The sequence below is a fragment of the Pseudomonas fluorescens genome (assembly GCF_004683905.1).
GTDB lineage: Bacteria > Pseudomonadota > Gammaproteobacteria > Pseudomonadales > Pseudomonadaceae > Aquipseudomonas > Aquipseudomonas putida_A.
The window spans coordinates 845,469-858,791 of the sequence record NZ_CP038438.1 but is presented as its reverse complement, the minus strand read 5'-3'; the positions used below and the strand labels follow the sequence as shown (position 1 = coordinate 858,791).

Sequence of the window (13,323 nt, the reverse complement as noted above, 5' to 3'; positions counted from 1 at the left end):
CACTCACACCGCCCCCACTGCCACGACGAGCCCCCATGACCACCCTCCAAACTCGCATGAAGCAAGGCAAGGACGCCCGCAAGAAATGCTCGCGCAGCGCCCAGGCCACCACCGGAAAGATGAACCGCGATCCGATCCCGCTGATCAAGGCCTCCAGTCAGGGCCGCGTCGCCTCGCTGGTGGAACTGCGTTACGGACGCATGCTGGTGTCGCCCTTCACGTTCTTCCGTGGCAATGCGCTGGTGCAGGCACATGATCTGTCGAGCACCGAGAACATGGGGCTGGTCGGGCCAATCTGCGGTGACGCACATTTGATGAATTTCGGCGGGTTTGCCACGCCGGAGCGCAATCTGTTGTTCAGCGTCAACGATTTCGACGAGGCTCATCCCGGGCCTTGGGAATGGGATGTGAAGCGGCTGGCTGCGAGTTTCGTGGTGGCGGCGCGGGATTTGCGCCATGGCGAGTCGGTTGAGGAAGACGTGTGTCGGCAGATGGTCGGCGCCTATCAGGCGACGATGCTGGAGTGCGCCGAGCAGAGTGCGCTGGAAACCTGGTACGAATCGATCAAGTACGAAGATTTGCTCGATCAGGCGCGCAAGAGTGCGCTGGAGCATGTGCAGCGTGCAGTTGATAAAGCCGAACGGCGCACCCACGCCCAGTTGCTGCCGAAAATCAGTGAGCGCCACGCCAACGGGCGGCTGGTCATTCGTGACGATTTGCCGGAGATTTTCCACCTGCACAAGAACACCACGCTGCTCGACGCCGATGATGACTGGTTGCGGCTGGCGGACTGGCGGCCGTTGTTCGATACGTTCATGCGTGACTATCGCACCACGCTGCAGGCTGACCGGCGGGAATTGCTCTCGCGGTTTCACGTGCAGGATCTGGCGTTCAAAGTGGTCGGCGTGGGCAGTGTCGGCACCCGCTGTCTGGTGGCGCTGCTGACCGACGATCAGGAATTTCCGTTGTTCCTGCAGTTCAAGGAGGCGCGGCGCTCGGTACTCGCCGACTATGTGAAGGCCAAGTCCCGCACGCGTCATGAAGGTCAGCGGGTGGTCGAAGGGCAGCGCTTGATGCAGTCGGCGAGCGATCTGTTTCTCGGCTGGACCACCGGCCCCAATGGTCGGCATTTTTATGTGCGGCAGTTGCGCGACATGAAGATCTCGGCCGAGCTGGAAAACTTCGACGCCGACACCTTCGCCGCCTATGCCCGGGTCTGTGGCCGCGCATTGGCACGGGCGCACGCCAAAGCCACAGGCAACGCTGCGCTGATCAGTGGTTACATCGGCAAGGGCGATGCCTTGGCCGACGCTTTGTTCAAATACGCCCGCAGTTACACCGCGCAGAACGAGCGCGACTTCGAACGCTTTCAGCAGGCCTGCCGCAAGGGCCGGCTGACGGCGCGTTCGGAAGCCGATTTCGCCGCGGATCATCTGCCCTGAGGCGTTGCAGAGCGGTCGCCGCCGAGATGAATTTTTCTTCACTGCCCCCGTTCGATCAACACGGTACAGTCCGCTCGCTCATTCAAGAAACTACGGTTCGCCCGCGCTCTCCCGCGGGCTTTTTTTTGCCTGGCATTTGCTGCCGAAGCGATACACCCAAGTGTCCTGCACGCCGCGCTGCTGCAATTGCCGCGCCTGTGGGTGAACCCTGATCAGCGCAAACCCCGCCGCTTCAGCCAGACGCTGACTGCGGCTGTTGGCCGACGATGTGGTCAGGTAAAAGGTGAACTCAGGCAGGCGCCTGACCAGTTGCTGCAGTACTTCGCGCATGTAGCCCTTGCCGGCAAACGCGCTGTTGGCCCAATAACCGACGACATAACGCTTGCGCCGACGCGGCACCAGGCCGATGCAGCCAACGACGGCTTGTCCGTCTTCAGTCACGATGAATAGGCGCCGCTCACCGGTCTCGCTGGCGAAATCATCCCTTGCTCGCAGCATGGACGACAGCGCCCGCTCCTCACTGGTGTGTTCAACCGCCCACTCGAGAAAAGGCGCATGCTCGCGGTAACTGGCGTTCAGCGCCTCGCGCACCGGAGCGACCAGCGCTGGTGCCGGCGCCCGAACACGCAGCGCCAACCCGTTCACCGTCAATGCAAATTCCATTGCTTGTTCCTCCAATCCCGGAAATTCCGCAGTCGATAACCCTGTGCACTCAACCAAAGAAATTTACAGAGCGCCAGCGCGGTTTGTTTTTTTCCATCTCCTAGGCAATCCTGTCCCTCAACCCTGCCCACCGGAGCCGCCGATGTCACTGCTGAGCCTGCCCTGCCAACGCCTGACGCTCGCCATCCTCGCCCCGGAACAGGCCGAGCTGGAAAGTGACTTCTATTCACGCAACCAGCGCCATCTCGCCCCCTGGTCGCCGATTCGCACCACCGAATACTTTTCTACCGAACAGATTCGTCGACGCCTTGAAGTTCAGGCCAGTGCTTTCGAGGCCGGGCTGGCGATGCATTTCGCCCTGCTGACGCCGGATGGCCAACAGATGATCGGCGCGTGCAATTTCAGCGGGATCATTCGCGGCGCGTTTCAGGCCTGTTATCTGGGTTATCACATTGATCACGCGCATCAGGGTCAGGGCCTGATGCAGGAAGGTCTGGAGGCTGGCATCGGCTATATGTTCGACACGCAGAACCTGCACCGGATCATGGCCAACTACATGCCCGGTAACGAGCGCAGTGCGCGATTGCTGGAGCGCCTGGGTTTCGAGCGCGAGGGCTACGCCAAGGCGTACCTGAATATCGCCGAGCGCTGGCAGGACCATGTGCTGACGGCGCTGGTCAATCCGCTGTTTGAAACGCCGGAGAAGCGTTGGTCGCGTCAACTGGCGTGAGTTTCACAATTTGTTAAGCATTGGCGAAGTATGCTCAAGGCTCCTGCCCTTTCCGGTTGCCTGAAACCCATGCCGCGTGCCGCCACTTCACTGTTTCTACTCGCCGCCCTGCTGTTTTTTTTCGCTTTGGGTAACCACCAGTTGCAAGGCTCTACCGAGGCCCGGGTCGCCGGGATCGCCATGGAGATGCATCTGGACGATGACTGGGTGACGCCGCGCCTGTTCGGCGAACCGTTTCTGGAAAAGCCACCGCTGAGCCTGTGGCTGGACGCCGGCGCCATGCGCGTGTTCGGTGTTTCGCCATGGGCGGTGCGGCTGGCGTCGGCGGTGGCCGGGGTGCTCAGCGTGATGCTGCTGTACGGCATGCTGCGCCGCTTCGGCCGGCCAAAAGCGGTCGCGTGGACGGCGGGGATTCTGCTGGCGACCATGGCCAGCTACTGGAGCAACGTGCGCGGGGTCGGCGAAGATGCGCTGCTGGCGCTCGGCGTGACCACGGCGCTGCTGGCGTTCTTTCAGGCACAACGCGCACCGAGCGCCGGTAACTCGCTGCTGTTTATCGTCGGGATCGCTATCGCCACTTTGAGCAAGGGTGTGCTCGGTCTGGCGATGCCGGGGGTGGTGATTTTCGCCTACCTGCTGGCTGATAACCTGATCGACAAACGCCTGAAGATCGGCGCCTGGCTGCGTCCTGGCCTGCTCACGGCAGTGGGCCTGATTCCGTTGCTGATCTGGCTCGCCGTGCTTTACCAGCGCGGTGGTTCGCACGCCGTCGCTGAAGTGCTGCTGACCAACAGCGTCGGGCGCTTCAGCGGCTCGTTCGTCGAGGCCGGGCATTATGAGCCGTTCTATTACTATCTGGCCAAACTGCCGGAAGCGTTTCTGCCTTGGAACATTCTGGTGTACCTGGGCCTATGGCATTTCCGCAAGGATCTGAAGGCCAACCGTTACCTGCTGTTTTTCAGCCTGTGGATCGTTGCGCAGTTCATCATGCTGACCCTGGCCTCAAGCAAGCGCACGGTCTACCTGATGTCGATGACCCCGGCGGCTGCCGTGATCGCCGCGGAGTACGCGCGCGTGTTGTTCGAGCGCTTGCAGGCGCGCGAAACCACCGACCGCTTCATCGGAAAAGTCGCCCGTCATCGTCAGGCGATTGCCGCAGGACTGCTTACGGTGGTGATCGCCAGCTACCTCGGCGCCGCGCAGTGGGCACTGCCCAACGCCGACAAGGAGTTGTCGTTCCTGCCGTTGACCGAACACATTCAGAGCTTGCAGGCCAACGGTCAGCAGGTCGCACTGTTCCAGGCCAATGAACGGGTCGGCGGCGCCAGCGTGTTCTACACCCAAAGCGTGCTCAAGGGGCTGGACACCGACGCGCAACTGCATGATTTCCTCAGCGCGTCACCGTCGAACGTCGCGGTGATCTCGGCAGACCGCGAACCCGCCGCACCACTCAAAGTGCTCAAGACCATGATGGTCGGGCGTCAGGCGTATTACTTCGTCGGCTACTGACGTCCTTCGTGCCAGACAATAAAAAACCCGCCGTCACTGGCGGGTTTTGTTTGCGCTGAAGCTTGGCAAACGTCAGTTCATCGAGTGCTCACCGAGTGCCAGTCGGAGGCTTCGATGAAGCCAAGCACCCGCGGGTCCGCTTTGTTTGCGGCAGACACAAACAGTGAGGAACCGTAGCCAGGGTCAGAAACCGGTGTATTCAAGTCCTTTTCCAGCTCCGCCATGCATTCGCTGTGGGTCACCAGGATCAGGTTGCGCCCCGCAAGCTTGTGCGCCAGCGCTTCCTGCAGGATGTGGCCCTTGCAGCTGATTAGCCAATCTTCGCCGCTGGCCGCGCGGTTGAACATGTAACCGGCGGTCTGCACCGTGCGCAGCATCGGGCTGTTGTAGATGTCAGCGTTATTCAGGCCCAGATGCTCAAACTGTGCACCGACACCGACCGCAACACTGCGCGAGCGGTCGGTGATGCCGTCGTCGCCACTCAGGCACGGCGCCGGCGAGTGATCGCAGCGCTCGACGTGACGCACCAGCACAATCATGTCGCCCTTGGCCCACCCGGCCGCCAGCGCGCGGGCTCCGGACACATTGCCATGGGCCAGATCCGGCACCGCCGCCGGGGCGAGCAGCCACAGTGTCAGCGGAATCACCAGCAGCGACGCGCCGAGCACCACCCAGGTATTGCGATAGCGGGCCAATCCGCTCAGGGAAATCGAGCGTTTGACGCCGAACAGACTCAGTCTCAACTCCACATCGGGCCGCCTCGTCGGCATGCATCACAGTCAATACGATGCGGCGAGAGTAAGGAAGCGGGCGTAAGTGGCGAGTGAAACGCATGTGAAAAAAGTCTTGAAGCGCCCTTGTTACAAATTCCGTAGGACAAAAACCTTTCAGCTCTCGTGTTTGCGGCCGATACAGACCTGCTAACACCCTTGCTGGCTCAAAAAAACAACAATCTTCCAGCCTGACCGACGATCAAGTAGCTCTACGTTCCTGGAGGAATTGTGATGAATAGCTGGTTCGGCAACATCAGCGTGAACATGAAATTGGGCCTGGGCTTCGGCCTGGTCCTGGCCCTGACCTGCGTCCTCGCCCTGACGGGCTGGACCAGCCTCGGCGGCCTGATTGACCGCAGCAACTGGATGAGCGACATCACCCAGCTCAATGCCGGCCTGACCAAGCTGCGCGTGGTGCGCCTGCAATACATGCTGACCAACGGCGACGAAACCGCCGCGCAGAATGTACAAACCACCCTCGAAAGCTTCGCCGCGCAACAACAGGCGCTGATCAACAAGTTCAAGAGCCCGGAAAACGTCAAACTGCTGAAAGAGCAGGCCGCGACTATCGCCGAATACCAGACCTCGCTGAACAAGATGCGCAACGCCTACCGTACCGGCAACAGCGCCCGCGACGTGATGGGCACCAACGCCGACACCGCTTACAACCTGATCGAAACGATCAGCAAGCGCGTGCAGCAAATGGACATGAGCGAGCAGCGCTTCGAGCAGTTCCAGGCCATCACCCAGGCCAAGGAAGCGTTCATCCTGGCGCGCTATGAAGTGCGCGGCTACACCGCCACCACCAACGCCGAAACCGAGCAGAAAGCCGTCGGCCAACTGGACGCAGCGATCGCCAGCCTCAAGCAACTGAACGTGCATTTCGCCGCCACCCAGCAAGACGCCCTGCGTCAGCTGGAAACCGCCCTGAGCAACTACCGCAGCGCGTTGCAGGCCTACAAGAACGCCAACAGCGAAGCGGTGCAGGCGCGTAAAGAGATGACCGATCAGGGCACCGCGATCGTCAACACCAGCGAGCAGCTGTACCAGATCCAGCTCGACCGCCGTGACATCGAAAGCGCCCAGGCCCGTACCTTCCAGCTGATCAGCACCCTGCTGGCGCTGTTCGTCGGTGTGATTGCCGCAGTGATCATCACCCGTCAGATCACCCGTCCGCTGCAAGAAACCTTGGCCGTGGTCGAGCGCATTGCCAGCGGCGACCTGACCCAGAACGTCACGGTCACCCGTCGCGACGAACTCGGCGTGCTGCAACAAGGCATCGCCCGCATGGGCGTGACCCTGCGCGACCTGATCAGCGGCATCCGCGACGGCGTCACCCAGATCGCCAGCGCCGCCGAAGAACTCTCGGCCGTGACCGAGCAGACCAGCGCCGGTGTCAACAGCCAGAAGGTCGAGACCGACCAGGTGGCCACCGCCATGCACGAGATGACCGCCACTGTGCAGGAAGTCGCGCGCAACGCCGAAGAAGCCTCGCAAGCCGCAGCCGCCGCTGACGGCGAAGCCCGTGAAGGCGACAAGGTGGTCAACGAAGCCATCGCGCAGATCGAGCGTCTGGCCAGCGAAGTGGTGCGTTCCACTGAAGCCATGAGCGTGCTGCAACAGGAAAGCGACAAGATCGGCAGCGTCATGGACGTGATCAAAGCCGTGGCCGAACAGACCAACCTGCTCGCGCTCAACGCCGCGATCGAAGCAGCGCGTGCCGGTGAAGCCGGTCGTGGGTTTGCCGTGGTCGCCGACGAAGTCCGTGGTCTGGCCCAGCGCACGCAGAAATCCACCGAGGAAATCGAAGGTCTGGTCGCCGGTCTGCAGAACGGCACCCAGCAAGTGGCGGCGGTGATGAACAACAGCCGCGCCCTGACCGACAGCAGCGTGGCCCTGACCCGCAAGGCTGGCGACTCCCTGGAAAACATCACCCGCACGGTGTCGAACATCCAGTCGATGAACCAGCAGATCGCCGCCGCGGCCGAGCAGCAAAGCGCCGTGGCCGAAGAAATCAGCCGCAGCATCATCAACGTGCGCGACGTGTCGGAACAGACCGCCGCGGCCAGTGATGAAACCGCCGCGTCCAGCGTTGAACTGGCACGCCTGGGTGGTCAGTTGCAGCAGATGGTGAGCCACTTCCGCGTCTGATCTTCACCTCTGCGTTGAACGGAAGATCGATTCGCGAGTAGGCTCGCTCCCACAGGTAATGCGTTGAACACAGATCATGTGAACAACGCCAATCCCCTGTAGGAGCGAGCCTGCTCGCGATGGCGTCAGTCCAGTCAGCCCATACTCACTGCCCCACCGCTCACACCTCCCACGGATTCATCACTTCCACTCCCGAGAACCGAAAGTCCTTCACGTTACGGGTGGCGATTGCCGCGCCATGAGCCCGGCAAATTGCGGCTATCTGAGCATCAGCCATCGACACCGCCCGTCCCTTTGCTTCGCAATCTGCGACGAGTGCCGCGTACTCGACAGCGGCATGCGCATCGAACGGCAAAATGCGTCCGGCGAAATCCTCTTCGAACATTGCCATCGCATGGGCTTGAAGATTCTGTTTGCGCTTGCCTGAGGGAAGTCGGGCGATGCCGTGGAGTATCTCAGCCACCGTTATCGCACTGATGGCCAGATCCATGGCGGGCTGCGCATCAACCCAGGCCAGCACCCTGGTTTCAGGTTCGATACGCATAAACTCTGAAAGCACGTTGGTATCGAGCACTATCATTCAGAAAAATCCACCCCGGTGGCTTTCTCTGAGCGCTCCGGCAATTCAAGTTCAACTCCGCCGTTTGCACTGAACCTGCTGCGTATCCGGCTTCCAAGTCCGCCGGCACGATCAACTGTGGCCAAGGCTCGACCGAGAATCAGGCGCGCCTCTTCTTCCATGGAGTGTCCGTTGTGTGCAGCGGTGATACGCAACTGTTCCTTGAGCTTTTCGTCAAGGTTTCGAATGGTGATGCTGGCCATGACGCCTCCTGCAATCAATGAAATCATTGATTGCAGGCTAGCACATCCGTTCTGGCTCACACCGGGCAATCTTCCGAACGGCCATTCTCACTGCAGCAGATGGTCAGCCATTTCCGCGTCTGACCTTCACCTCTGCGCTGAACGAAAGATCGATTCGCGAGCAGGCTCGCTCCTACAGGGGTTGCGTTGGATCAGCAGGCCGGTGCGCGTGTTGCCTGACTCTAGCGTGTCCCGCGCTGGCGCAACGCCGAGGGCATGAAATACGCGTCTTCCGGCACCGGTTGCGAGAAGTCCACGGTGGAGGCTTCTTCGTTATCGAGGTTCTGCACGTAGTAACGGCGGGCCTGCAGGTCGTGGAACACGTCCAGTGCGCTCCAGGTGGTCGGCAGGTCGTAGAAGTTTTTCAGGTAGGCCATCGACACCCGCCACAACTCCCCTCGCCCATCGTATTGATCAACCAGCGCCGCGCCCCAGCTGTCCTCGTCGAGGAACAGCACGCGCTTGGAATAGACATGTCGCGCGCCCGGTTTCAGGTTGCCTTCAACCACCCACACGCGGTGCAGCTCATAGCGGGTGAATTGCGGGTTGAGGTGGCCGGGGGTCAGCAGTTGGGCGTACTTCACGTCCGGGCTGCCGACCTTGTAGTTGTTGTAGGGAATGTAGATTTCCTGCTTGCCCTTGAGCTTCCAGTCGTAGCGGTCCGGCGAGCCGTTGAACAGGTCGGTATCGTCCGCCGTGCGCAGGCCATCGGATGAGGCGATCGGCGTGTCATATGCCAGGTTCGGCGCGCGGCGCACACGGCGTTGGCCGGCGTCGTAGACCCAGGCCTGGCGCGGGTCCTTGAGCTGATCGAGCATCTCGTGCACCAGCGCCGCACCGCCGGCCAGCCGCGCCGGACTTTTCACGAAGGCGAGGTAGTAGAACAGGATGTTTTTCAGGTCGGCGTACTGCCCGCCCGGACGGTAGAAGTTGAACAGTGCTTCCTGCTGCGAGGTGACCAAGGCAAAGCTGCCGTTGCGCTGCACCGGCGCTTCGGATGCGCGACGTACCACGTAGATTCCGCGATAACGGGTGATGTGGTTCCACAGCACTTCGATGCCGTCCTTTGGCACCGGGAACGGTACGCCGCCGTAGGCATCGGCGAATCCGCTGCCGCCCTCCAGCAGCTTGGCCGAGGTCGCGTTCTTCAGGGTGTTGTCATACAGCCACTGCGGCGCCGAACCAGAGCGACGCGACGGGTAGACCGGCATCTGGAACGTGTCCGGGTAGCTGTTAAACAGCGCAATCTGACCGGGGCTGAGGTGGGCCTTGTACTGGTCGAGATTGGCCTTGGTAATGGTGAACAACGGCTTGTCCGCCGCATATGGATCCGGGTGATGTTGGCCCGGTTTGTAGCCGGCGGGCGCCTGGGTGATGCCGCCGGTCCAGGCCGGAATGGTGCCGGCGGCGTTGCCCGCGCGCTCGGCGCCCATAGGCGTGAGGGTGGTTTTCAGTTGTTCGGCTTGTTGCGGGGTGATGGCGGCGAGGGCGCTGCCGGCGGTGAGGCCCAGAACCAGCGCCAGCATGGTTTTGCTGAATCGTGATGCGTAAAACATGATCGATCTCCGAGATGGGAGTGAGGTCTGAGAATCACCGCAAGTCCCTTGTAGGAGTGAGCCTGCTCGCGATAGCGGTGTGTCAGACAACATTTACCGCGACTGAAAATCCGCTATCGCGAGCAGGCTCACTCCTACAAGGGGGTGCGCCTGTGTTCTGGATATCAAAGAAAATACTTGAGATTGAACCCGACATTGTCGCGGTCGCGAATCCCGTTGTTCTGTCCGCCGCCCCAGAAGTTGGTGTATTGCACCTCGGCTTCAAGCTTGTTCTGGTAGTTGGCCTTGATCCCCAGGGTGTAGGCCTTACGCCCGTCGATGGTGTTGCCGGCTTGATAGCTGTTGCCCTTGAAGTCGTCCTTGTAGACGACGTAAGGCGAGACGTTGACCCCGGCGTACACGTCGTTCCAGGTGCCGTTGAACATCACCGTGTAGCTGTAGGAGTTGCGGTTGACCTGATCATCACGATCACCGCCGGAGACATAAGAGGTGTTGCCGGTACCGGCGTAATAACGCGTGCTGCCGTCGTAGGCGGTGTATTGCAGACTGCTGCCGCGCAGGTGTTCGGAGGCCAGTTCGAAGATGCCGAACATCGAGTCGAACGACAGCGTCGGGCCGAAGTTGTAGATGCTGCCCAGCGAGGTGTTGAACGCCTCCACGCGCTCGGCGTTATTGATCTGGCTGTCGAGGGTGACCATCTGCCCGCCGACGTTGATCGCCTTGCCGGTCACCGCCACAGCGGCACCGTTGGCCAGATCGCCGATCAAGTCGTTAGTCGCGGCGATGCCGATCGGCAGGTTCGGCCGGTAGGCAATCTCGCCGAACACCGAGGCCTGGCCCAAAGTGGTATTGAAGCTGAAACCGTACATGCGGATGTCTTCGGCATAACGCCGATGCGCCTGAATGTTGCCCATCACATCGGCCGTCGCCAGACCGTTAGCCAGCGCCCCGGCCTGACTGCCAGCGACGCTGGAGAGCATGTTGGTCAGGGCATTCATGTCGATGCCTTTGTAGCCACCGAGATCAGCGGCGATGGTCGGCTCCTTGGCGTGGTAGTTGACCAGATACAGGCCGAACTCGGTGCTGTTGAGCTCCTCGGCGATGTAGCGAAACGCAAAGCCAAACTGACCATCGTTGCGCGCGTTGTAGTCCTTGCCGATCGACGCCACTTTCAGCGTGTTGCCGTAGGCCGGGGTCACACCGTTGGCGTACAGGCCGGTGCTTTTCAGCGCCGGGCCGAGCAACGGATTGTTGCCCAGTGCGCTGTACAGCCCGATAACGTTGCCGAAGCCCGGCACCGGGGTGTCGAGCGCGGTGCCGCTGAAGTTGTTGTAACCGGTGTTGCCGCCATCGGCGAACAGGTCGGTCTGTGAGTAGAAAGTGCCAACCGGGTCGATGCGGGTTTCCTTCCGGTTGGTCTGGTAGAAGCTCTCCAGGGTCAACGAATCGCTGAGGCCAATGTTGAAGCTCACGGCCTCCACCGGCATCAGCACTTCCTTGACCTCGGCGCCGGGCAAACGGTATTTCGCCGCGTCCACCGGGTTGGTGGTGTTGATCCCGCCGCGATAGAAAATCCCCTCGCCCCAGTTGAACACCTGACGCCCGACCCGCGCGGTGACCGGCATCTGCGCCACGTCCCAGTTGCCGTAGACATAGGCGTCGAGCATCTCGATCCGGCTGCCGGCGATGTCGCGGGTCTGGCTGGTGAAGCGGTCGTCCTGCGGGTAGCTCTGACTCGGCTGCGACGGGTTGTTGTTGCGGTAGTAATCGTTGCGTTTGTCCATCAACTGGGTGTCGTAGAACGCCGTGCCGCGCAGGAACATCCCGTAGTTCTGGTAGTTGGCCTCCAGCTCCGAAGTGATTTTGTACACCTCGGAAACCAGCCCGGTGTCGAAGTTGCGATTGCCGTCGTTGGTGTTGACGTCATCGTTATTCTTGTCGCGGCCCTGCACCCGCCACAAACGCCCATAGGACAGGGTCGTGTCGATCGAGCCGGTGACCTGATTGTCCAGCACGCTGAACTCGGCAGCCTGCAGCGCATCCACCGCGCAGAGTTGCAGCAGCCCTGCCAGGCCGACACCGGGCAGTGCCACGCCGGTGAGGCGCAATCGAGTGTTGATCATGGGTTCCTCCTTGTTCTTATTGTTTTTGTGTGGCCGCGATGGCTACGGTGCCAGTCCCGCACGGACATAAATCCGGCTGTGCGCGCCGAAATGCCCGAGCAGTTTGAACAGCTGCTGATTGAGTGCCGGATGCTCGAAGGTCTCGCGCTGCAACTGGTTGCCGCTGCTGAAATCGCTGGTCACCGGAGCCGTCTCCAGCCATTGACCGATGGCTTCATCGAACGCCGCCGAGTCCTCGACCGACTCGGCGCTGACCACGTCGCGCAAGTAGTCCACCGAGTACGGCGGATAGTGTTGGTCTTGAGCGACATCGGCGTAGGCCGCGAGCATCGGATGCGCCTGACCGGCACGTAGCACGCGGCGCAACCAGGTCGATTGATACTTCTCGATTTCCATATGGCGGGTGGCGACCCGTTCGATCGAGGCTTTTTTATCATCGGCAAAACCGGCCAGCGCCTTGCCTTCCAGCAGCAACAGACTCGGCAGTTCGACCCCGGGCAATGGCTTGGCGTGATACGGCTGGGTCAGGTCCTGCACGTGATGCACGCCCCAGCCGAGGAACCGATAGCCCCAGTAGGGATGGCCAGAGGCGAATGCCAAACGCGCAAGCCCCAGGTACTGATAGGCGCGCCAATCCGGCCAACTGCGCTGAAGAAATCCGGCAGCGGCATACACCACCGCGCTTTCATGGAAGAAGCCCATGTGGAACGGTGCCTGCGAGCTGTACTGAAAACGCGCATCGCCAAACGGCTGCGGGCCGAAGCCATACAGCGCGCCGACCTCGCCGGGGTTGTCGCTGAACAGATTGATGTCGTGACCGTAATCCGGCTCGTCGGCGGCGCTTGCCAGCACCGCCAGCGGCGCAACTTTTTCGCCGTCCGCCACGCGAATGAAACGCTGACGATTCCATGGCGAAAGCGTCTGCTCGACCATCACTTGACCGGCACTGAGATGTTCGCGTTCGGGGATGTCTTGACCCGGCAGCGGCTGAATGACCATCGCCAGATGAATGCGCGGATTGAGCCGCAACGCCGTGAGAAAATCGTGGCGCAGATTGTCGCCCGGCACCGCGGGCAGCTTCAGATTGTCGGGGCGCGGCGGGTACTGGGTGAAGTGTTCACGGGCGAAGTTTTCCTGTTGCTCCAGCAGCGCGACCACGGCCGGATACTGCTCGGCGAGAAAACGCTCCAGCGGCTCGACTTCGACCGGCGGCGCATCGCGCAGCGCCGGCAGTTCCTGCAACGCCAGATAGCTGCCCACCGTGTGGTTCGACCAGCCCCACGCCGTCGGGGCTGTTGCACAAAGCAGCAACAGGAGAAAGGTCAGCTTCATTGCTTTTAATTCTTATTGGAGGTGCTGTGGGGGTTGAGCCTAACAACCGCCCCCGGCGCTGACACTGTCCGATCTCACCAGAAAAAGTCTCCGATAGCGCCATGTGCGAATCACCACGCCCCCTGTAGGAGTGAGCCTGCTCGCGATGGCGGTGGGTCAGTCAAACAGGTGCAAGCTGACACA

11 protein-coding genes and 1 pseudogene are annotated in these 13,323 nt (G+C 61.3%); 5 read left to right on the top strand and 7 right to left on the bottom strand.

Features of this window, described 5'->3' with window-relative positions:
- Positions 1–35 precede the first annotated feature (35 nt).
- Positions 36–1,442: a DUF2252 domain-containing protein gene (locus E4T63_RS03800; RefSeq protein WP_135294927.1), complete on the top strand. Its 1,407-nt coding sequence runs from the start codon at positions 36–38 to the stop codon at positions 1,440–1,442.
- 90 nt (positions 1,443–1,532) lie between these two features.
- Here the strand turns inward: E4T63_RS03800 and E4T63_RS03795 are convergent, their stop codons facing one another.
- Positions 1,533–2,105: a GNAT family N-acetyltransferase gene (locus tag E4T63_RS03795; protein WP_135294926.1), complete on the bottom strand. Its 573-nt coding sequence runs from the start codon at positions 2,103–2,105 to the stop codon at positions 1,533–1,535.
- Between the two features lie 142 nt (positions 2,106–2,247).
- On the opposite strand from E4T63_RS03795, the gene rimJ reads away from it, so the two are divergent.
- Both rimJ and E4T63_RS03785 read left to right on the top strand, forming a co-directional pair.
- Positions 2,248–2,835 carry a ribosomal protein S5-alanine N-acetyltransferase gene (rimJ, locus tag E4T63_RS03790; RefSeq protein ID WP_135294925.1) on the top strand — a complete coding sequence of 196 codons (588 nt, stop codon included), beginning with the start codon at positions 2,248–2,250 and terminating at the stop codon, positions 2,833–2,835.
- A 30-nt stretch (positions 2,836–2,865) separates the two neighbouring features.
- Complete coding sequence (locus tag E4T63_RS03785) at positions 2,866–4,344, top strand: ArnT family glycosyltransferase (RefSeq protein WP_135294924.1); 1,479 nt, start codon at positions 2,866–2,868, stop codon at positions 4,342–4,344.
- A gap of 77 nt (positions 4,345–4,421) precedes the next feature.
- Here the strand turns inward: E4T63_RS03785 and E4T63_RS03780 are convergent, their stop codons facing one another.
- Positions 4,422–5,093 (bottom strand): histidine phosphatase family protein, encoded by a 672-nt coding sequence (locus E4T63_RS03780; RefSeq protein ID WP_135294923.1) that lies wholly within the window; start codon positions 5,091–5,093, stop codon positions 4,422–4,424.
- Between the two features lie 255 nt (positions 5,094–5,348).
- Here E4T63_RS03780 and E4T63_RS28915 point away from each other — a divergent pair.
- Both E4T63_RS28915 and E4T63_RS28910 read left to right on the top strand, forming a co-directional pair.
- Positions 5,349–6,362, top strand: a pseudogene (locus E4T63_RS28915) (methyl-accepting chemotaxis protein); the annotation flags it as partial.
- 42 nt (positions 6,363–6,404) lie between these two features.
- A complete protein-coding gene (locus E4T63_RS28910; protein ID WP_371260362.1) occupies positions 6,405–7,268 on the top strand; it encodes a methyl-accepting chemotaxis protein in 864 nt (287 codons plus the stop codon).
- Between the two features lie 160 nt (positions 7,269–7,428).
- On the opposite strand, the gene E4T63_RS03770 is transcribed toward E4T63_RS28910, so the two are convergent.
- The 5 genes from E4T63_RS03770 to E4T63_RS03750 all read right to left on the bottom strand — a co-directional run bounded on the left by E4T63_RS03770 (position 7,429) and on the right by E4T63_RS03750 (position 13,140).
- Positions 7,429–7,848: a type II toxin-antitoxin system VapC family toxin gene (locus E4T63_RS03770; RefSeq protein ID WP_098967124.1), complete on the bottom strand. Its 420-nt coding sequence runs from the start codon at positions 7,846–7,848 to the stop codon at positions 7,429–7,431.
- Positions 7,845–8,090, bottom strand: coding sequence for a FitA-like ribbon-helix-helix domain-containing protein (locus E4T63_RS03765; protein WP_098967122.1), 246 nt, complete (start codon positions 8,088–8,090; stop codon positions 7,845–7,847). The genes E4T63_RS03770 and E4T63_RS03765 overlap by 4 nt, the downstream gene beginning before the upstream one ends.
- 221 nt (positions 8,091–8,311) lie before the next feature.
- Positions 8,312–9,685 carry a DUF1329 domain-containing protein gene (locus E4T63_RS03760; protein WP_135294921.1) on the bottom strand — a complete coding sequence of 458 codons (1,374 nt, stop codon included), beginning with the start codon at positions 9,683–9,685 and terminating at the stop codon, positions 8,312–8,314.
- A 164-nt stretch (positions 9,686–9,849) separates the two neighbouring features.
- Positions 9,850–11,808, bottom strand: coding sequence for a DUF1302 domain-containing protein (locus E4T63_RS03755; RefSeq protein ID WP_135294920.1), 1,959 nt, complete (start codon positions 11,806–11,808; stop codon positions 9,850–9,852).
- A gap of 42 nt (positions 11,809–11,850) precedes the next feature.
- The gene (locus E4T63_RS03750; protein ID WP_135294919.1) at positions 11,851–13,140 is read right to left on the bottom strand and encodes a phospholipase; all 1,290 of its coding nucleotides are present in this window, start codon (positions 13,138–13,140) and stop codon (positions 11,851–11,853) included.
- Positions 13,141–13,323 lie beyond the last annotated feature (183 nt).